Here is a 19,673-nt window from a genome sequence, read left to right as displayed (position 1 = left end):
AAGCTAGGGCGGTATAGTTTCCAACCCGTAATGCCCAAAGCTTGGGCATTTCTGCGAAAACCCAAGATTTGGGTCTCGTCCCTTTGCTATAACATACGGATTTTGCACGGAATAGGACGCGAGGTCACAGTTAGCGCAACCAAATTCGGGTTAGCGCAACCAAAATGGAGCCGATAGGAAAACTGCGTCATATTAGTCATTCATTTGGAAATTTAGCGCCTGATGGAGTCTCAAGCCATGGGTGATTCGCAGTTAGCAGTTGCTAACGAGGCGCGGAAAACGGAATATGTGTCAAAAATCAGGCAAGCAAATTAGGCAAGCCGAGCAGTATAGGGAAGCCCAAACATGGCAAGGATCGCCCTTGTAGACGACGACAGGAACATCCTGACGTCGGTTTCTATGACTCTTGAAGCCGAGGGGTTTGAGGTCGAAACCTACAATGATGGCCAGTCTGCGTTGGATGCCTTCAACCGCCGGATGCCCGATATGGCGGTGCTCGACATCAAAATGCCGCGGATGGATGGCATGGATTTGTTGCAGCGTCTGCGGCAGAAATCCACCATGCCAGTGATCTTCCTGACCTCAAAAGATGATGAGATTGACGAAGTGCTTGGGCTGCGGATGGGGGCTGACGATTACGTCAAGAAGCCGTTCAGCCAGCGGCTGTTGGTCGAACGTATCCGGGCCTTGCTGCGCCGCAACGATGCGATTGCAACGGGCGAAGTTGCCGTCACCGAAGAAACCAAGATTATGGAACGTGGTCACCTGCGGATGGACCCGCTGCGGCATTCCGTGGCTTGGAAAGGCCGCGATGTCTCGCTGACCGTGACCGAGTTCATGCTGCTGCAAGCCCTCGCACAGCGCCCCGGTTTCGTGAAAAGCCGCGATCAGTTGATGGATGTGGCCTACGACGATCAGGTCTATGTCGACGACCGCACCATCGACAGCCATATCAAGCGCTTGCGCAAGAAAATGCGCTCGGTTGACGATGACTTCGCGGCGATTGAGACGCTGTATGGCATTGGCTATCGCTACAACGAAGAGTGACCGCTAGGCCATGACAGCGGCGCAAAACATATCCATGAAAGACGCGACCCCGGCGAAAAAGCCGGGAGAGTTGCTGTTGGGCGAAGACTGGGTCTCACCCGAGGTTGTGGCCGATAGTGCTTTGTCCGAAGGCCGCGGGCGGCGTGGCATCGTCTCGCTGAACCGCTCACCTTTGGCGCGCAAGATCATCGTGTTCAACCTGATGGCGTTGGTGATTTTGGTAGCAGGCGTTCTATTCATGAACCCGTTCCGCGATAGTCTGGTGTTGCAGCGCGAAAAGGCCTTGGTGACCGAAGCGCAGTTGATTTCCAACGTGGTGGAATCGGTCGCGATTAACGCAAATGGCAGCCTGCCTGTGAGTTTGGCAGGCTTGGCCGTGGCGCCGGGCGTTGAGGTTTTTGTATTTGATCCCAAAGGCCTGCTGGTGACGCACAGCATCGGTCAGGCCCGCCCCGGTGATGCGTTGCGCGATGAGCGCAAGACCATCATCACCGACTTTCTCAATGGTATTTGGGAGGCTGTCTCCGGCCTTTTGGGCGCCGGAAACCACGTTCCCTCCGCCGCCAATGGCGAGGCGATGGCGCGTGATCTCTATGCCCGCGCGTTGACGGGCGATGTGGCGGTGAACACCGGGCGCGGCGTGGACGGTGGCGCGCAGTTCTCCGTGGCAAGCCCCGTGCGGTTTGGCGGCGCGGTGATTGGGGCCGTGGTGCTGACCTCGGCTGAGGGCGAGATTGACCGTCTGGTCCGCTATGAGCGCGAGCAGATCCTACAGATGTTCGTCATCGCGCTGTTGGTGTCCATCGGCCTGTCGCTGGTGCTGGCGTCAACCATCGCCAACCCGCTGTCGGATCTCGCAGCCGCAGCGGAACTGGGCCGCGACCGCGATGCACGCAAAATGTCCCCCGGCCGGGTGCGTATCCCCGATCTCGCCGCCCGCCCAGACGAAATTGGCCGTCTGTCGGTGGCGATGCGCGGCATGGTGGCGGCGCTGTATGACCGGATCGACGCCAATGAGCAGTTCGCAGCGGATGTCGCGCATGAGATCAAGAATCCCCTCGCATCCCTGCGCTCGGCTGTCGGCTCGATGCGGATGGTCAAGAAAGAAGAACACCGCGAGAAGCTGCTGAACGTCATAGAACATGACGTGCGGCGTCTGGATCGACTGGTGTCGGACATCTCCAACGCCTCGCGCCTCGACAGCGAATTGGTGAAAGAGGAGGAGGAGGAGTTCAACCTGGTCAAAACCCTCGCCAATCTCACCGAATATCTCGGCGACCAAGCACGCGAGAAGAACGTTGAATTCATTACCGATTTCCCCACAGAAGCCATCAAGATCCACGGGCTGGAAGGCCGCCTCGCGCAAGTCTTCGTCAATCTGATCACCAATGCCGTGTCGTTCTGCGACGATGGCGATGCGGTGCGGGTTTGGGCGCGCAGGCGCGAAAACCGTGTGCTGATCGTGGTCGAAGACACCGGGCCGGGCATCCCGGAACAGGCGCTGACCAAGGTGTTCAAGCGCTTCTACTCCGACCGCCCGCCGACGCATTTCGGCAACAATTCCGGCCTTGGCCTGTCGATCTCCAAGCAGATCGTTGAAGCCCATGGCGGCGTGATCTGGGCTGAAAACATCCGGCCCACCAACGCCGATCCCACCTCTGACCCGCTCGGCGCGCGGTTTGTGGTCGGTCTGCCGGTGTGACCAGCCAGTTGATGCACGCCAGTTGCGTGGCAGTGAACGGGCATGGCGTGTTGATCATCGGTGCCTCGGGTACGGGCAAATCCGCGCTGGCGCTGCAACTGATCGCCTATGGGGCGGCACTTATATCCGATGATCAAACCCAGATCACCCTGCAACACCAACAGCTTATCGCCACCTGCCCACCGCAGCTGTCGGGCATGATCGAAGCCCGCGGCGTGGGCCTGCTGCACTCTCCCCCCCACCCCAGCGCCCCAATCAGCCTCGTCGTCGACCTTGACCAAACCGAAACCCACCGCCTGCCGCCCAAACGCATCACAACTTTGCTGGGCGTGTCGCTTCCCCTTGTCCTCGGCGCAGAAAGCAACCATTTTCCAGCTTCGGTCTTGTGCTATCTGAAGGGGGCAAGGCTGGAGTGAGGCAGGCGTGACAGTGAATACCGAACTTGGCCAAACGGTGGGCTATACCGAACCCGGACCAGAGCATCAACTGGTGCTGATCACTGGCCCCTCGGGTGCGGGGCGAACCACGGCGATTCATGCGCTGGAGGATCTGGGCTTTGAGGTGATCGACAACCTTCCGCTCTCGCTTGTCCCCCGGCTGATCGACGGCCCCAGCCTTGGCCGCCCCATCGCGCTGGGTCTAGATGTGCGCAACCGTGACTTTAATACCACGGCGTTGATAGAGCTGATCGACACCCTCACCCGCGACCCCCGCGTCGGCCTTGAGCTGATCTATCTCGATTGCGATCCGAATGAACTGATCCGGCGCTATTCGCAAACCCGCCGCCGCCATCCGCTGGCCCCGATGGAGACCCCGACCGAAGGCATCGCGCGGGAGATTGATCTGCTGACCCCGGTGCGGGTGCGCGCCGATCATCTGATCGACACCACCGAGATGTCACCGCACGATCTGAAAGCTGAAATCGGTCAATGGTTTAACCGTGACGCGACGGCACATATGGCGGTTTCGGTGCAATCTTTCAGCTACAAGCGTGGACTGCCGCGCGGTCTTGATATGGTGTTCGATTGTCGCTTTTTGACAAATCCTTATTGGCAAGCTGATTTGCGCGACAAAGATGGCCGCGATTCTGCCGTAGCCGCCCATATCGAAACCGATCCGCGCTTTGCGGATTTCTTCCAAAGGTTGCAGGGTCTTGTTCTGATGCTGCTTCCAGCCCATCTTGCAGAGGGTAAAGCGCATCTGTCGATTGGCTTTGGCTGCACTGGCGGGCAACATCGCTCTGTTGCAGTTGCAGAAAAACTAGGCAAGGTGCTTGCAGAAGCGGGCTGGCCGGTGTCAAAACGGCATCGTGAATTGGAACGCAGGGCAGCAACTTTACCTGCCGTGGGATTGAGGTAAGACGCGTGATCGGTATCGTGATCGTGGCACATGGCGGCTTGGCGCGGGAATATCTTTCCGCTGTCGAACACGTGGTTGGTCCGCAGACCTCCATGCGGGCGATAGCGATTGAGGATGACCATGACCGCGCCGCCAAACAGCGCGAGATTTGTGACGCCGCCGATGCGGTCGATCAGGGGCAGGGCGTGGTGATGGTGACCGATATGTTTGGCGGCTCGCCGTCGAATCTGTCGCTGATGGCCTGTGCGGCCTCTGAACGCCGGATCATCTACGGCGCAAACCTGCCGATGCTGATCAAGCTGGCAAAATCCCGCGAACTCCCTGTCACCGAGGCCGTCGCGGCGGCGCTCGAAGCGGGCCGCAAATACATCAATTCGCTGGATTTGGGCGGGGGGGCCTAAGAATATGGCCGCAGAAACCCTGCAAATCGTCAATGAAAAGGGCCTGCACGCCCGCGCTTCTGCCAAATTCGTCGAGGTGGTTGAGGAATTTGACGCAACGGCACAGGTCACCAAAGACGGAATGACGGTGTCCGGCGACAGCATCATGGGGCTTTTGATGTTGGCAGCCTCACGCGGAACCTCTATTGAGGTCTCTACCAGTGGGCCAGCCGCTGCGGCGCTTGCCGAGGCTCTGGCGGCTCTGGTGGCCAATCGCTTCGGGGAAGAGTTCTGAAGCGCGGTTCGGGGAAGGCTTAGGCTTCGTGACAGACATGCCACAGACAGAGACCGTCAACGCGACGCCGCCCACGGCCAAGCGCGAATATGACATGCGGCGGCTGTCCTATGCGGGCACCTTCAGCAATCCGTTCAAAGCTGGGGCGATTCGCGCGATTGAATGGCTGACGGCAAAGATCACCCTGCTGCGGTTGATCCGCGATTTTGAACGCTCTGGCGCACCGTTCGGCTCGCCGTTCTGGCCCAAGGCGATCAAGCAGATGGGGATTCGCATTGATACCCCGCCGGAAGAAATCGCGCTGATTCCCCCGACCGGGCCGTTGGTGGTGGTCGCCAACCATCCGCATGGCTTGGTCGATGGCATGATCATGGCCGAAATGGTCAACCGGGTGCGGTCGGATTTCAAAATTCTGACCCGCAGCCTGCTGACGGGCATTCCCGAAGTCGCCGAGTTTATGATCCCGGTGCCGTTCCCGCATGAAGAAAACGCCCGGCAACTCGGCCTAGAGATGCGCATAGAGACGATGGCGCATCTGAAGGCTGGCGGCGTGATCATCGTGTTTCCGGCGGGTAAAGTGGCGATGTCGGAAGGCTTCTTTGGCCCGGCGATTGAGGCCGAATGGAACGTTTTCACCCATAAGATGATCCAACGCTCGGGGGCAACGATCCTGCCGATCCACTTCACCGGGCAGAATTCGCGCAGCTTCCTGATCGCCAACAAGCTGTCGGATACGCTGCGACAGGGCTTGCTGTTGTGTGAGATCAAGCGGGCTTTGTTCAAACCGCAGCGCCCCTATATTGGGGCACCTATTCCGGCAACCGAGTTGGACAAATGGGAAGGCAACCCGCGCGGTTTCCTTGCGTGGCTGCGCCAGCACACATTGGATTTGGGCAAAAAGCCGTAAGGTTTGGCTTAGGCTAAATCGGGGGGCTTGGCGGCGGAAGTGTTAAAACTTCCTTAATGCCTCCCCTGTAACCCATTGATTTCGTTGGGCCGACATTTTGTCCACGCGTGGACACTCACCGCGTCGGAACCGGAACCTCACCGCGATAATCATAAAATCCGCGCTGAGTCTTCCGCCCCAACCAGCCCGCCTCAACATATTTCGACAGCAGCGGGCAGGGCCGATATTTCGTATCCCCCAGCCCCTCATGCAGCACATTCATGATCGCAAGGCAGGTATCCAGCCCGATAAAATCCGCCAATTCCAGCGGCCCCATCGGATGATTGGCCCCCAGTTTCAAGCTCTCATCAATCGACTTCACCGAGCCCACGCCTTCATAGAGCGTATAAACCGCCTCGTTGATCATCGGCATCAAAATCCGGTTGACGATGAAGGCCGGGAAATCCTCAGCAGACGCCGCCGTCTTGCCCAGCTTGCCGACCACCGCCAGCAGGGTATCATAGGTCGGCTTATCGGTCGCAATGCCCCGGATCAGCTCCACCAGCTGCATCACCGGCACCGGGTTCATAAAGTGGAACCCCATGAACTTTTCTGGCCGATCCGTCCGGCTGGCCAGTCGGGTGATCGAAATAGATGAGGTGTTTGAGGTCAGAATGGTATCCGGCCCCAGATGCGGCAACAGCCCGTCAAAGATCGCGTTCTTGATGGCTTCCTTTTCCGTCGCCGCCTCAATCACCAAATCCAACGGCCCTAGATCGGCCAGCACCGCTGTGGTCTTGATCCGCGCCATCGCGGCGGCTTTATCCTCGGCCGCCAGCTTGCCACGCGAGACCTGCCGCTCCATATTCTTGTCGATGGTGGCGATAGCCTTGTCTAGCATCTCAGGGTTCACATCGTTCAGCAGCACATCATATCCGGCCATCGCGAACACATGCGCAATCCCATTGCCCATCTGCCCCGCCCCAACGATGCCCACCGACCGGATTTCCATGCCAACGCCCCTTTAACCTGCTCGCGGCACAATACGCAGCCTAAGGGGGCAGGCGCAACCCTGCGGCGGTTCAGAACAATTCGCCACAAATGCCAGCATTAGCAATTTGGAAAGGCGATTCGGGCAAAGTCGGTGTTGGGTGTTAAGACGAATGGGTGGGCTATGGCGTATGTGTTTCCCGGCGAGGGGTCGCTGGACTATTTTCCATGCCGATATGGCAGCTCGCGGGTTTTGTTCCGTGGGCCAAGGCGAGATATTGAGCGGGCCTATGTCGCGGTTTTGGGCGGAACCGAAACCTATGGCAAGTTCGTGCCTGCGCCTTACCCGGATCTGATTGAGCTGGAACTGGGGCTGCCAGTGGCCAATCTTGGCTGCATGAACGCGGGACCGGATGTGTTCATCAATGAGGTGGCGGTAACAGAGATCGCAGCCCAAGCCTCGGTGACCGTGATGCAGCTGCTCGGTGCGCAGAACCTGTCGAACCGTTATTACGCGGTGCATCCGCGCCGCAATGATCGGTTTCTCGGCGCGACGCCCTTGCTGCGGGCGATCTTCCCACGGGTGGATTTCACTGAGTTTAACTTCACCCGGCATATGCTGATGTCACTGCAAAATGCCTCGGCGGATCGGTTTGAGGTCGTCGCAGAAGAACTACGCGCCGCATGGGTGGCGCGGATGAAGCTGCTGCTGTCGCGGTTGGGGCGGCGGGTGATTCTGCTCTGGGTGTCGGATCAAGCGCCACCGTCGCCCACCCGCAGGGTCGATCTGGCGCGCAATCCCTTGCTGATCGACAGTGAGATGATCAACGCCATTCGCACGCCCACCGCCGCCTATGTGCAGGCAGTGATCAGCCACGCGGCGCTGTCGCAGGGTGTCGATGGCATGGCTTTCGCGCCAATGGAGGCTCCTGCGGCGGCGGGCCTGCCGGGGCCTGCCGCGCACCGCGAGGTTGCCGATTTGCTGATGCCTGAAATCCACCGGCTGATATGAAAAAGGGCGCCCAACGGCGCCCTTTCCAATTCAGTTTCCGAAAGTTTACAGCTTCTCGATCAATTCCGGCACGATCGTGAACAGATCGCCCACCAGACCGTAATCCGCCACTTGGAAGATCGGGGCTTCTTCGTCCTTGTTGATCGCGACGATGACTTTGCTATCTTTCATCCCGGCAAGGTGTTGAATAGCCCCGGAAATCCCGACCGCCACATACAACTGCGGTGCCACGACTTTACCGGTTTGACCAACTTGCCAATCGTTTGGCGCATAGCCAGAATCGACCGCCGCGCGCGAAGCGCCAACGGCCGCGCCCAGCTTGTCGGCCAGTTTCTCGATCAGATCGAAGCTTTCCTTCGAGCCAACACCACGGCCACCCGAAACAACGATGCCTGCGGAAGTTAGTTCCGGGCGATCCGAAGTCGCGGTTTTGTCCTCAACCCAAGCCGATAGCCCAGCCTCACCCGGCCCGCCGATTTTCTCAACAGCCGCCGAACCATTCGACTCAACAGCAGTGAAAGTTGCGGTACGGACGGTGAAAACCTTCTTCGCATCCACTGACTTCACGGTCTGTACCGCGTTGCCGGCATAGATCGGGCGCTCAAACGTATCCGCATCAATCACGGCGGTTGCGTCCGAGATCACCATCACGTCAAGCAAAGCCGCCACACGCGGCAGCACGTTTTTGTTGAATGCGGTGGCCGCGCCGCAGATATGGCTATAGCCCCCCGCCAGCGACACCACCAAAGCGGCGGTCGATTCCGCCATGCCGTGGCAATAGGCGTGATCATCGGCGAACAACACTTTGGAAACGCCGGATAATTTTGCAGCTTCAGCAGCGGCGGCATCGCCGCCCGTGCCAGCAACCAACACATGCACGTCGCCAAGCGAAGCTACAGCGGCCAAGGTTTTGGCCACGGCATCCGTCGCCAAAGCGCCTTCGTTTACATCAGCAATCAGCAGTACGGCCATCAGATCACCCCCGCTTCGTCTTTAAGTTTAGCAATCAGTTCGTCGACCGAGCCGACTTTGACGCCAGCCTTGCGGCCTGCGGGTTCAACCGTTTTCACGATGTTCAGACGCGGGGTGACATCAACGCCGAAATCCGCCGGAGTCTTAATCGCCAGCGGCTTGGCCTTGGCTTTCATGATGTTTGGCAGCGAGGCATAGCGCGGCTCGTTCAAACGCAGATCGACCGAAACGATGGTCGGCATTTTCACCGAAATCGTCTGCAAACCGCCATCAACTTCGCGGGTGACCACGGCTTTGTCGCCGTCAATCGCCAGTTCAGACACAAACGTCGCTTGGCTCCAGCCCAGCAGTGCCGACAGCATCTGCCCGGTGGCATTCATATCGTTATCAATGGCTTGCTTGCCGCAAAGCACGATCCCCGGTGCTTCTTCGCGCACCACGGCGGCCAGCAGCTTGGCAACCGACAAAGGCTCAATATCGGTATGCACGTTATCGGTGGCTTCGATCAGAATGGCGCGGTCTGCGCCCATCGCCAAAGCAGTGCGCAGGGTTTCCTGGCTTTGCTTGACGCCGATGGAAACCACGACAACCTCGGTCGCCACGCCCTTTTCCTTCAGCCGGATCGCTTCTTCGACAGCGATCTCGTCAAACGGGTTCATCGACATTTTCACATTGGCCAGATCAACCCCGGAACCGTCCGCTTTCACGCGCACTTTCACGTTGTAGTCGATCACACGTTTGACAGGTACAAGAACCTTCATCGCGCATATCTCCGTTCAATGGCCCGAAGGCCGCCCAAGCTCTCGCCGCTGTCATATATGGTTGAGCGCGTCGGTAACAGACCAAAACCGACGAAACAGCGCGGTCAGACGTCGCGTCTAACGCGTGAGGCCGGGCACCCAGAGCACGTCATCTTTACCGTCATTATTCGCGATCCGGCCCGCAACAAAGAACCAGTCCGACAGACGGTTGAGGTATTTCACCGCTTCCGGGTTGACCGCCTCGGAGGCCGCCAGTTCCACCACCAACCGCTCAGCCCGCCGACACACCGTCCGGCACAAATGCAGTTGCGCCGCCAAAGCGCTGCCCCCCGGCAGGATAAAGCTGCGCAACGGCGTCAGGCGCGCGTTCATCGTGTCAATTTCAGCCTCCAGCCGCACCACTTGTGCTGCGATCATCCGCAAACGCGGGTAGGGGGCTTCGGCATCGTTCTCCATATCCGGGGTGCAGAGGTCAGCGCCCAGATCGAACAGATCGTTGGAAATCCGCTGCAATGCCGCGTCGATATCGCCGTTGGAATGTTGCCGCGCCAGCCCCACCGTCGCATTCGTCTCATCCACCGTGCCATAAGCGCTGACCCGCGCCGAGTGCTTCGGCACCCGCGCACCATTACCCAAAGCAGTTTCACCCTTGTCGCCGGTTTTGGTATAAATTTTTGACAGAACAACCATCAGTTGCCCCCTTTGCTGCGGTAATAAGCGTAGCCGACGATGATGATCACTGCGCCAGCCTGCGCGATAATCCGATAGCGCATCAAACGGTTAGAGTGTTTGCGGTGAAATTCGCCGCCCTTGGCGAAGCTGCCGATACCAATCATCAGGATGATCAGCACGACGAAACAGGCAAGCACGCCAAAGATGAAAATCGGGTCGCTGAGCATGGTGAGCTCCTTTCGCTTTGCCTTGATTTAGGCGTTTGCCAATAAAAAGCGAACTGGAAAACGTAACCTACCCCTTCGCAATCACCCAATCCAGCAGCCGCGTCGGCAGAATCCTCCGGGCAAATCCCATCAGATGCGTCGGCGTTGTGACAAAATACCGCGCTTTGGGGCGGGCGGATTCCAGCGCATGGATCAGCTTTTCTGTCACAGCCGAGGCGGGCAACTCCCAGCGATCCTTTGGGCCGGCCTGATAAAGCCGCCCCCGCAACGTGGCATATTCCGCAGCGCGTGCCGAGTTTTGCCAATCAATCCAGCGCTCAAAATGCGGGATAGCCTTTTCGCGGATCGAGGTGCCAATCGGCCCCGGTTCGATCAGGATCACCTTGATGCCGGTATCGGCCATCTCGATGCGCAACACATCGGTCAGCCCCTCCATCGCGAATTTCGTCGCGACATAAGCGCCGCGCCATTTCAGCGCTACCAGCCCAAGCACCGAGGAACAGTTGATAATCCGCCCGCCGCCCTGTGCGCGCATCAGGGGGATCACCCGGCGCGTCAGGTCGTGATAGCCAAACAGATTGGTCTCAAAGATTGCGCGCAACGCCCCGCGCGGCAGGTCTTCCACAGCGCCGGGGCAGGCAAAGGCGCCGTTGTTGTACAAAGCGTCCAGCTTGCCCTCGGTGCGCGTCACCACCTCGGCCACCGCAGCCTCAACACTCGCCTCATCGGCATAATCCAGCACGAAACTTTCCAGCCCTTCAGCCCGCAAGCGCTCGCAATCAGGTTCTTGCCTGCAAGTGGCAAACACCCGCCAGCCCCGCGCCTTCAAACCGCGCGCGGCGTCCAGCCCGATGCCCGATGAGCATCCCGTGATCAGAATCGTGCGTTCCATGCCTGCTGCCCCTTTTTGGGTTTGCCCCTTCGTAGGGGCTGCGGCAGGTTTCGACAATCATTCAGTTCAGGATTAGCGTTCCGTTCAAAATCACTCGGTCAGCAAACGCGTGGCGATATAGCCCTCAATGCCGTCGCCCTCGATTCGGATCAGCGACCAGCCATCCGCGCCTTCGCCTTGCGCCACCACCAGCACAGAGTCGCCGCGCATCAACCGACCGACCACATCATAATCCTTGCCGGGGCCGGATCGCACATTGGCGGATTTCGCGTTCACCACCATCAGCACGCCCGGTTCAGCTGCGATGGGCTCTGCCACGACGGGCGCAGAGGAGGTTTCCTCCACAGCCGGAGTGACCATCAGCGGCGCTTCGGGGACGAAAGCCGCTTCTGTCACAGGTATAACCGCAGGCGCGGCAACCACTGCAGGTGCATCCGCACCAACCACCGGGGCATCAGCCACAGGGGCTGCCACAACCCGTGGCTTTTCAACCAAACCAAAGCGCTGCTGACCGCGATCAGCGCCGCCGAAATACATCGCTGTAAAAAGCCCCGCACAAAGGAAAAAAGTTAGTTTAAACATCGCACAGGCACTCCACTGAAGAGCAGCAGCCATAGCACGATCTTACGCGTTTTGGGGTGGAAAAAACAGCGATTCTTCCCCCCAAATCGTGCCACCCCCAACCGCGCCTTGCGTTTTCCGGCTGGACCAGCCCCCGGGCCCGCACTACACCACATCCATGTCCGACGCCGAAAATGATCCCAAGATAGAGCCCATCACCCTTGCCGAGCCTTTGGCCCGCGCGATTGGTGAACGCTATCTGACCTATGCTTTGTCTACTATCATGCACCGGGCCTTGCCCGACGCCCGTGATGGCCTGAAACCGGTTCACCGCCGAATCCTTTATGCTATGCGCGAGTTAAAGCTTTCAGCGACCTCCGCGTTCCGTAAGTCTGCAAAAATATCCGGCGACGTGATGGGAAACTATCACCCCCACGGCGATTCCGCGATTTACGACGCGATGGCGCGCCTCGCGCAAGATTTCAACGTGCGCTATCCGCTGGTCGATGGCCAAGGCAACTTCGGCAACATCGACGGCGATAATCCCGCCGCCAGCCGGTATACCGAAGCCCGCCTGACGGCGATTGCGGAAACCCTTATGGAGGGTCTGACCGAAAACGCCGTCGATTTTCGTCCGAACTACGATGGCACGCTGGAAGAACCGGTGGTGATGCCGGCCGCCTTCCCGAATCTACTGGCGAATGGCTCCAGCGGCATCGCGGTCGGCATGGCCACCAACATCCCGCCGCACAACCTTGAAGAACTGATCCTCGGCTGCCATGCGATGATGGCTGACCCAGAGATCACCGACGAAGCGCTTGTCGAGATCATCCCCGGCCCCGATTTCCCCACCGGCGGCATCATGATTGAACCCCGCGCGACCATGCTGGAAGCCTACCGCACCGGGCGCGGCAGCTTCCGCACCCGCGCGAAATGGCATGTCGAAGATCTGGGCCGTGGCACCTGGCAGATCATCATCACCGAGATCCCGTATCAGGTGCCGAAATCCCGGCTGATCGAAAAGCTGGCCGAACTGATCCAGACCAAGAAAATCCCGCTGCTCGCCGATGTGCGCGACGAATCCGCCGATGATATCCGCATCGTGCTGGAGCCGCGCTCACGCACGGTTGAAGCCGATATGCTGATGGCGGCGCTGTTCAAATCGTCGGACCTTGAGGCGCGGTTCAGCCTAAACATGAACGTGCTGATCGACGGGCGGCAGCCGAAAGTCTGTAGCCTCAAGGAAGTCCTGCGCGCCTTCCTCGACCACCGCCGCGATGTCCTGAAACGCCGCAGTCAGCATCGGATGGAGAAGATCGACCACCGGTTAGAGGTGCTCGAAGGCTTCATCATCACCTTCCTGAACCTTGATCGCGTCATTGATATCATCCGCTATGACAATGACCCCAAGGCCGCGTTGATGGCCGAACACTGGGGCAAGCCGCACAAACGCGCGATGTCCGAGAAAGATTACGTTCCGCCGAAACCCGGCGAGGGTGAGCTGACAGAGGTGCAGACCGAGGCCATCCTGAACATGCGCCTGCGCTCGTTGCGCCGCTTGGAAGAAATGGAACTGATCGCCGAGCGCGACGCTTTGATGGCCGAACGGGCGGGGCTTGTTGACCTTTTGGAAAGCGATGCGTTGCAGTGGACTCAGATCGGTCTTGAGCTTGACGATATCCGCAAGAAGTTCGGCAAAGACACCGTTCTGGGCAAGCGCCGCACCGCCTTTGCTGAAGCGGGCGATGTCGAGGAAGTGTCCTTTGAGGCGATGATTGAGCGCGAACCGATCACCGTAATCTGCTCGCAAATGGGCTGGATCAGGGCGTTGAAGGGCCATGTCGATCTGGCAACCGAGCAGAAGTTCAAAGATGGCGATACCGCCCGCTTTGCCTTCCACGCCGAGACCACCGATAAAATCTTGCTGATCGGCGCGAATGGCCGCTTCTACACCCTGATCGGCGTCAACCTGCCGGGTGGGCGCGGCATGGGCGAACCTGTCCGCCTGATGGTCGATCTGCCAAACGATTCCGAGATCGTCGATCTGCAAATCTTCCGCGCCGGTGAAAAGCTGTTGGTGGCATCCTCGGCAGGGGATGGATTTGTTGTCACCTCGGATGAGGTGCTGGCGCAGACCCGGGCGGGCAAGCAGGTGCTGTCCTTGAGTGCGGGCGTGAAGACCGCGATTTGTCGCAAGATTCAGGGCGATCATGTTGCCGTGGTGGGGGATAACCGCAAGGTTCTGGTGTTCCCGCTGGCGGAATTGCCTGAGATGGCCAAGGGCAAGGGTGTGCGGCTGCAAAAATACAAAGATGGCGGGCTTTCGGATGCCACCACTTTTGTTTTGGCCGCAGGGCTGGCTTGGAAAGACCCGGCGGGGCGGACCCGGACCGAGACCGATCTGGCCGAATGGATCGGGGCGCGGGCCTCGGCGGGGCGGATGGCGCCTCGGGGGTTTCCACGCGATAATCGGTTCAACTGAAGGGGCGGTCCGTGCGCGGACCGTTCACCCCAGTAAATGATTTCAAAGGCTTATGTTTTTGCGTTAGGGTGGCGTTAACTTTTTCGGTGCAATCAAAGCCCCTGGTGCCGCGATCACTTGTGCGGCCAAAGCCGCCCCTTGCTGAAGACTCTCGGGCATCGAAGCCCCCTGCATGCGTGCCGCGAGAAACCCCGCGTTGAAGCTGTCGCCTGCTGCGGTGCTGTCCACGACGCTCTGCGGCGCGGGCTGCATTTCACAGGCGGAACCCTCCCAAGTCTCGACCATGCCCCCGCCGTTTTTCACCACCACACACCCCACGCCCAACGCGCGATAGCGCGCAATCGTCACCGAGGGGCTGGCATCGCCGAACACCCGCGCGTCTTCGTCGAAGGACGGCAGCACGATGTCGGCACCCCGCGCGGCAGCCGTCACCCAGTGCCGTAACTCGGCCACCTCTGGCCATAGCCGTGCGCGCATATTTGGATCGAAGGCCACCAGCGCCCCGTTTGACCGCGCTTGCGCCACAGCCGCCAACAACGCCGCGCGCCCAGAGGCGGGCAGGATCGCCAAGGTGATCCCGGAAAACACCACCAGCGCCGCTCCCGCAAGGCCGTGCGCCAAAGCAACCGGATCATCTGCCAGCCGCCGCGCGGCGGAACTGTCGCGCCAATAGCTGAAGCTGCGTTCGCCATTCTGCAAGCTTATCAGATAGATGCCGACCGTCGTCTCTGCCCGCTGCGCCACATGTGCGGTGCCAATCCCTGACGCTTGCATAAACGCCAGCATCTGATCCGACAGCGCATCCGTCCCCACGGCGCTCAGGTAATCGACCGTCCAGTCGGCAGGCAGGCAATGCCGCAGATACCAAGCGGTGTTAAACGTATCCCCCGCAAAACCCTGCCGCAGCAGACCATCCCCGGCCGACGACAGTTCCACCATACATTCGCCAATCGCCAAGACCCGCCTTGCCATCATATCCCCCATATCAAGACCAGAATGATCGGCCAGCGCAGCCTGTGCAAGTGCGGCAAGCCTTGAACCGCGCCCGCGCACCCGTTACCCTGTGCAACGGTGCAGCAGTAGGAAATCCAGCATGGCGCAGCGTCTTCATCTTGTGTTTGGCGGCGAGCTTGTCAGCCCGCAAAAGAACGTCTTCAAGGATGTCAGCCAGATTCACATCGTCGGCATGTATCCCGATTATGCGACGGCGTTTTCGGCATGGAAGGCGGAAGCGCAACGCACGGTCGACAACGCTCATATGCGCTATTTCATCGCGCATATTCACCGGTTGCGCGAAGAAGGCGTACCAGGATCTCTGACCGAGGAGATGGGCGCGTAAGCGACCGTTTTTATGGCACTATCCCTAGGCCGCACGCTTTACAATCTGACCGGACGGCGCGCGGTTGGCCCCGATATTGCGCGACCCGCCCGCCCACCGGGCGATCTGATATGGCTGCATGCGGCAGAGATCGGCTGCTCGCGCGGGTTGCGGCAACTGGCTTTGCGACTGGTCGAGGAATTGGGCGTCACGGTGCTGTTGACCTGCCCGGAAGCGGTGCCACTGACCGCGGATATGCTGCATCAGCAGCCACCTTTCGACACACCCACTGAGGCCCGCGCGTTTCTGTCGCATTGGGCCCCGGCTTTGGTGATTATGGCGGAAGGTGAATTGCGCCCCGCGCTGCTGTTTGAGGCGGCCGAACGTGGCCTGCCGGTGATCATGGTGGATGCCCGCGCGCCCTATCTGATGAAGGGGCGCGAGGGTTGGTATCCGGGATTGATGCGGTCGGCGCTGCAATCTTTCGCACAACTTTTGGCGGTGGATGAGGCGGCGGCGCGGGCGTTTCGGCGCGCCGGGGCGGCAGCGGTCGCGGTGGCGGGGCGGATGGAGGAGCCTTCGGCGGCGCTGCCTTATCATGAACCCGAGCGCGCGATGTTGGCCGGGTTGATGGCGACGCGCCCGGTGTGGCTGGCAGTGGATGTGCCTGCGGCAGAGGAAGCGGCGGTGATTGCAGCGCATCGCGCGGCGTTAAGGTTGGCGCATCGGTTGCTCTTGATCTTGGTGCCGCAGGATGTGTCGCGGGCGGCGGAACTGGCGGTTTTCATGGAGGTATCGGAGGGCTGGACCGTGGCGCAGCGCAGTCTGGATCAGGAACCGGATGCGGAAACCGAGGTTTATATCCCTGATTCTGCTGCAGAATATGGGCTGTGGTATCGCTTGGCTCCGGTCAGTTATATGGGCGGGTCGTTGCTGGGCGAGGGCTGCGCGCGCAACCCAATGGAGCCAGCGGCTTTGGGATCGGCGATTGTCTATGGGCCAAGGCCGGGCGGCTATGGCTCGGTTTTCGGGCGTTTGGGCGCGGCGCAGGCGGCGCGAGCGGTGGGGTCTGCGGGTGATCTGGGCGATGCTTTGAGTGATCTGCTGGCCCCAGATCGGGCGGCACGGCTGGCGCAGGCGGCTTGGACCCTGGCCTCGGATGGGGTTGAGGTGACGGATCGGGTGGTCGCGTTTGCGCGTGATGTGCTGGATGGGGGAAGCTGATGCGCGCGCCGGGGTTTTGGTCTAACGCGCCGGAAAGACCGGGGGTTTGGGCGCGGGTTTTGGCTCCGTTGGGGTGGATCTATGGCTGGGCTACGGCGCGGCGTTTGCGGGGGGCGGGGTATAGGGCTGCGGTGCCAGTGATTTGCATCGGCAATATCAACGCGGGCGGGACCGGGAAGACGCCGATGGCGATGGCTTTGGTGGAGCGGTTGCTGGCGCGCGGGCGGCGGGTGGCGGTGGTCAGCCGGGGCCATGGTGGGTCTTTGGCGGGGCCAGTGCAGGTTGATCCGGTAAAGCATCGGGCGGAACAAGTCGGGGATGAGCCGCTGTTGCTGGCGGCGTTTTGTGACGTGTGGGTTTCGAAAGATCGCGCGGCGGGGGTTCGGGCGGCGGAGGCGGCGGGGGTTGACGTGGTGTTGCTGGACGACGGGTTTCAGAATCCGTCGGTGATGAAGGATCTGTCGATCGTGGTGGTCGATGCGGTGGTAGGGTTTGGCAACGGGCGGTGTCTTCCTGCGGGGCCGTTGCGGGAGCCTGTCTCGGTGGGGTTGGCGCGGGCGGATTTTGTGTTGGCGATTGGGGATGCCGGGTTTTCTGTGGAAGGGGTGTCGTTGCTGCGCGGGCGGTTGGAGGTGCTGGCGATGGGAATGGGCTGGGCGGGCGAGCGGGTGCTGGCTTTCGCCGGGATCGGACGGCCCGAGAAGTTCTTCGCGACGCTGCGGGCTGAGGGCGCGGTGGTGGTGCGGGGCGAGGCGTTAGACGATCATCAGCCGCTGTCAGAGGCTTTGTTGACCCGGTTGGAAGTGGAAGCTTTTGCCAAGGGGGCGCAGCTGGTGACGACGGAAAAGGATGCGGTCCGGCTGCCCGAGGCGTTCCGGGCGCGGGTTTTGACTTTGCCGGTGCGGTTGCGGATTGAGGATTGGGGGCCGTTGGAGGCGGCGTTTGATCGGTTGGGGATTTGATTTGTCCACGCGTGGACAGGTTTTGGGATATGTGAAATCAAGGGGTTAGGAGGGGGTCGTTTAGGGTTTGTTAACCTTTGAACCCTTCGACCATAGCGGAGTATCAGGCCATGTCGAACATTGAATCGCTTTTTGTCACGCGGCTGTATCGCGCGGCCTTGGCCGAGCAGGGCAAGCCGATTGATCTGGAGGAGTTGGAAAACTCTTGCCTCGCTATCGCCGAGGATGATGAAGCCGGGCAGAATTGGTGCGAAAAGCACGGCTATCCGGGCTATACCAGCTATGCCTCGCTGGATGATCTGCCGTGGCGGTTCCCGATTTTCAAAGCCTTGGTCAAGGTGCTGGATAAGCATGTTGAGGGCTTTGTGAAGGATGTGCAGTTTGATCTGGGCAATAAGAAGATCAAGCTGGATTCGTTGTGGATCAATATCTTGCCGCAGGGCGGGGTGCATAGCTCGCACATCCATCCGCACAGCGTGATCTCGGGGACCTGCTATGTGACGATGCCGAAGGGCACTTCGGCGATCAAGTTTGAAGACCCGCGGCTGCCGATGATGATGGCCGCCCCGCCGCGCAAAGCCAAGGTGCGGGATGAGTTGCGGACCTTCGTGTATCGCGCACCCGAGGCGGGGGAGATTTTGCTGTGGGAAAGCTGGCTGCGCCATGAAGTGCCGATGAATATGGCGGAGGAGGATCGGATCAGCGTGAGTTTTAATTATGGGTGGGGGTGAGGGGAAATAAGCTTCACTTTTCATCAGTTGAATAATTCGACTTGGCCATAGGCGCATCAATAATGGTAAATCACATCATAAATCGAGCCGACGAAGCTAAACTTTTCGAATTGGAAAGTTCAGCTGAGTATCAAGGCTGTATTGATATTGTGTCACAAACGATTGCGACTATTGGTGCAGAGCTTGATGAAGATTTGAAGTACGAGCTAGGGGCCACATATCTCCGGCTTGCATTATATTACTCAGCCATTGGAAATAACGGGTGCTACTCAACTTTGATGGATCAGGCAAAAGCTATTCTACCTCAAGCAGATCAGCTAGGCTCTGGACCTATTAAATCGCTTGCTGTAGCGGCAAGTCATTGATTCACTGGTGGCACCAAGGGGGTGCTGCCATGACCGAGATGATCCTGCTTTCCGAAGCTCAGATGGCGCGGATATCGCCGTTCTTTCCATTGTCTCACGGCATCCCCCGGGTGGATGACCGGCGGGTGATCAGCGGCATCATCTTTGTCATCCGCAACGGCCTGCGGTGGCGCGACGTTCCGCCAAGCTACGGGCCACACAAGACAATCTACAACCGTTTCATCCGCTGGAGCGAGTTGGGCGTGTTCGGACGCATCTTCCTGGAACTGGCAAAAGGCGGCGGCGAGACAGCCGAGTTGATGATCGATGCCACTCACCTGAAGGCGCACCGCACAGCAGCCAGCCTGCTCAAAAAGGGGCTCTTCCCCGGTATATCGGACGCACCAAAGGCGGGTTGAACTCGAAGCTGCACGCTGTCTGCGACAGCGAAGGCCGCCCGCGCAGCCTGTTTCTGACCGCAGGCCAAGTCAGTGACTACACCGGGGCGGCGGCCTTGCTGTCAAGCCTGCCCCCGACGAAGGCGCTCCTTGCCGACAAGGGCTACGATGCCGACTGGCTGCGAGACGCCCTTGCAGATCGGAAGATCGAGGCCTGTATCCCATCAAAATCCAACAGGAAAATCCAGACACCGCACGACAGACTGCTTTACCGCAAGCGGCACAAAATCGAAAACATGTTCGGCAAACTCAAGGACTGGAGGCGTATCCACACCCGCTACGACCGCTGCGCCCACACTTTCATGTCAGCCATCGCCATAGCAGCCATCGTCATCTTCTGGATATGATCAATGAGTCCTGAGCCTAGTTCAAAGGAGGCATTTGATAAATGGGGAGAA

At 59.6% G+C, this 19,673-nt stretch carries 23 protein-coding genes; 15 read left to right on the top strand and 8 right to left on the bottom strand.

The genetic code is table 11. The features are described 5' to 3' along the window. Positions 1-345 precede the first annotated feature (345 nt). From AKV04_RS19745 to AKV04_RS19715, 7 genes are read left to right on the top strand one after another with little or no spacing between them, the layout of a single operon-like run. The gene (locus AKV04_RS19745) at positions 346-1,047 is read left to right on the top strand and encodes a response regulator transcription factor (protein ID WP_054008125.1); all 702 of its coding nucleotides are present in this window, start codon (positions 346-348) and stop codon (positions 1,045-1,047) included. Between the two features lie 10 nt (positions 1,048-1,057). Continuing rightward, positions 1,058-2,749: a sensor N-terminal transmembrane domain-containing protein gene (locus AKV04_RS19740; protein ID WP_054008124.1), complete on the top strand. Its 1,692-nt coding sequence runs from the start codon at positions 1,058-1,060 to the stop codon at positions 2,747-2,749. Beyond that, the gene (locus AKV04_RS19735; RefSeq protein WP_235815717.1) at positions 2,746-3,165 is read left to right on the top strand and encodes an HPr kinase/phosphorylase; all 420 of its coding nucleotides are present in this window, start codon (positions 2,746-2,748) and stop codon (positions 3,163-3,165) included. The genes AKV04_RS19740 and AKV04_RS19735 overlap by 4 nt, the downstream gene beginning before the upstream one ends. A gap of 37 nt (positions 3,166-3,202) precedes the next feature. Beyond that, positions 3,203-4,108 carry an RNase adapter RapZ gene (gene rapZ / locus AKV04_RS19730; RefSeq protein WP_054008497.1) on the top strand — a complete coding sequence of 302 codons (906 nt, stop codon included), beginning with the start codon at positions 3,203-3,205 and terminating at the stop codon, positions 4,106-4,108. 5 nt (positions 4,109-4,113) lie between these two features. After that, positions 4,114-4,509, top strand: coding sequence for a PTS sugar transporter subunit IIA (locus AKV04_RS19725; protein ID WP_054008122.1), 396 nt, complete (start codon positions 4,114-4,116; stop codon positions 4,507-4,509). Positions 4,510-4,513: 4 nt separating this feature from the next. Beyond that, a complete protein-coding gene (locus AKV04_RS19720; RefSeq protein ID WP_054008121.1) occupies positions 4,514-4,783 on the top strand; it encodes an HPr family phosphocarrier protein in 270 nt (89 codons plus the stop codon). A 37-nt stretch (positions 4,784-4,820) separates the two neighbouring features. Next, positions 4,821-5,690 carry a lysophospholipid acyltransferase family protein gene (locus AKV04_RS19715; protein WP_054008120.1) on the top strand — a complete coding sequence of 290 codons (870 nt, stop codon included), beginning with the start codon at positions 4,821-4,823 and terminating at the stop codon, positions 5,688-5,690. 115 nt (positions 5,691-5,805) lie between these two features. On the opposite strand, the gene AKV04_RS19710 is transcribed toward AKV04_RS19715, so the two are convergent. Continuing rightward, positions 5,806-6,681 (bottom strand): 3-hydroxybutyryl-CoA dehydrogenase, encoded by an 876-nt coding sequence (locus tag AKV04_RS19710; protein ID WP_054008119.1) that lies wholly within the window; start codon positions 6,679-6,681, stop codon positions 5,806-5,808. A 162-nt stretch (positions 6,682-6,843) separates the two neighbouring features. On the opposite strand from AKV04_RS19710, the gene AKV04_RS19705 reads away from it, so the two are divergent. After that, entirely contained in the window at positions 6,844-7,671 is an 828-nt protein-coding gene (locus tag AKV04_RS19705; protein WP_054008118.1) for a DUF6473 family protein, read from the top strand. A 45-nt stretch (positions 7,672-7,716) separates the two neighbouring features. On the opposite strand, the gene AKV04_RS19700 is transcribed toward AKV04_RS19705, so the two are convergent. The 6 genes from AKV04_RS19700 to AKV04_RS19675 all read right to left on the bottom strand — a co-directional run bounded on the left by AKV04_RS19700 (position 7,717) and on the right by AKV04_RS19675 (position 11,777). After that, on the bottom strand, positions 7,717-8,643 hold the full coding sequence (locus AKV04_RS19700; protein WP_054008117.1) for an electron transfer flavoprotein subunit alpha/FixB family protein: 927 nt from the start codon (positions 8,641-8,643) through the stop codon (positions 7,717-7,719). Further along, on the bottom strand, positions 8,643-9,404 hold the full coding sequence (locus tag AKV04_RS19695; RefSeq protein ID WP_054008116.1) for an electron transfer flavoprotein subunit beta/FixA family protein: 762 nt from the start codon (positions 9,402-9,404) through the stop codon (positions 8,643-8,645). The genes AKV04_RS19700 and AKV04_RS19695 overlap by 1 nt, the downstream gene beginning before the upstream one ends. Before the next feature lie 117 nt (positions 9,405-9,521). Beyond that, positions 9,522-10,094, bottom strand: a complete 573-nt coding sequence (locus AKV04_RS19690; protein ID WP_054008115.1) for a cob(I)yrinic acid a,c-diamide adenosyltransferase — start codon at positions 10,092-10,094, stop codon at positions 9,522-9,524. Then, complete coding sequence (locus AKV04_RS19685; protein WP_054008114.1) at positions 10,094-10,303, bottom strand: twin transmembrane helix small protein; 210 nt, start codon at positions 10,301-10,303, stop codon at positions 10,094-10,096. Before AKV04_RS19685 ends, AKV04_RS19690 begins: the two co-directional genes overlap by 1 nt. A 67-nt stretch (positions 10,304-10,370) precedes the next feature. After that, positions 10,371-11,195 (bottom strand): SDR family oxidoreductase, encoded by an 825-nt coding sequence (locus tag AKV04_RS19680; RefSeq protein WP_054008113.1) that lies wholly within the window; start codon positions 11,193-11,195, stop codon positions 10,371-10,373. A gap of 90 nt (positions 11,196-11,285) precedes the next feature. After that, the gene (locus tag AKV04_RS19675) at positions 11,286-11,777 is read right to left on the bottom strand and encodes an SH3 domain-containing protein (RefSeq protein WP_162232918.1); all 492 of its coding nucleotides are present in this window, start codon (positions 11,775-11,777) and stop codon (positions 11,286-11,288) included. 157 nt (positions 11,778-11,934) lie between these two features. Between AKV04_RS19675 and AKV04_RS19670 the strand changes: the two genes are divergently transcribed. Further along, a complete protein-coding gene (locus AKV04_RS19670; protein ID WP_054008111.1) occupies positions 11,935-14,238 on the top strand; it encodes a DNA topoisomerase IV subunit A in 2,304 nt (767 codons plus the stop codon). A 63-nt stretch (positions 14,239-14,301) separates the two neighbouring features. Here the strand turns inward: AKV04_RS19670 and AKV04_RS19665 are convergent, their stop codons facing one another. After that, on the bottom strand, positions 14,302-15,210 hold the full coding sequence (locus AKV04_RS19665) for a sugar kinase (RefSeq protein ID WP_054008496.1): 909 nt from the start codon (positions 15,208-15,210) through the stop codon (positions 14,302-14,304). A 121-nt stretch (positions 15,211-15,331) separates the two neighbouring features. On the opposite strand from AKV04_RS19665, the gene AKV04_RS19660 reads away from it, so the two are divergent. From AKV04_RS19660 to AKV04_RS25775, 6 genes are all read left to right on the top strand, one after another. After that, the gene (locus tag AKV04_RS19660) at positions 15,332-15,577 is read left to right on the top strand and encodes a DUF4170 domain-containing protein (protein WP_054008110.1); all 246 of its coding nucleotides are present in this window, start codon (positions 15,332-15,334) and stop codon (positions 15,575-15,577) included. 12 nt (positions 15,578-15,589) lie between these two features. After that, positions 15,590-16,780 (top strand): 3-deoxy-D-manno-octulosonic acid transferase, encoded by a 1,191-nt coding sequence (locus AKV04_RS19655; protein WP_054008109.1) that lies wholly within the window; start codon positions 15,590-15,592, stop codon positions 16,778-16,780. Continuing rightward, positions 16,780-17,742 carry a tetraacyldisaccharide 4'-kinase gene (gene lpxK / locus AKV04_RS19650; protein WP_054008108.1) on the top strand — a complete coding sequence of 321 codons (963 nt, stop codon included), beginning with the start codon at positions 16,780-16,782 and terminating at the stop codon, positions 17,740-17,742. Before AKV04_RS19655 ends, lpxK begins: the two co-directional genes overlap by 1 nt. Positions 17,743-17,852: 110 nt before the next feature. Continuing rightward, positions 17,853-18,473 carry a TIGR02466 family protein gene (locus tag AKV04_RS19645; protein ID WP_054008107.1) on the top strand — a complete coding sequence of 207 codons (621 nt, stop codon included), beginning with the start codon at positions 17,853-17,855 and terminating at the stop codon, positions 18,471-18,473. Between the two features lie 62 nt (positions 18,474-18,535). After that, the gene (locus AKV04_RS26320; protein WP_156317700.1) at positions 18,536-18,838 is read left to right on the top strand and encodes a hypothetical protein; all 303 of its coding nucleotides are present in this window, start codon (positions 18,536-18,538) and stop codon (positions 18,836-18,838) included. A gap of 29 nt (positions 18,839-18,867) precedes the next feature. Next, a protein-coding gene (locus AKV04_RS25775; protein WP_235815552.1) for an IS5 family transposase occupies positions 18,868-19,622 on the top strand; the annotation gives its coding sequence in 2 pieces (ribosomal slippage) (positions 18,868-19,201 and positions 19,201-19,622; 756 coding nt in all). The last annotated feature ends 51 nt before the right edge of the window (positions 19,623-19,673 follow it).

It is taken from the genome of Cypionkella psychrotolerans (genome assembly GCF_001294535.1).
Lineage (GTDB): Bacteria > Pseudomonadota > Alphaproteobacteria > Rhodobacterales > Rhodobacteraceae > Cypionkella > Cypionkella psychrotolerans.
Note: the sequence above shows the minus strand (reverse complement) of the source record. Positions and strands in the feature narration are given on the sequence as shown.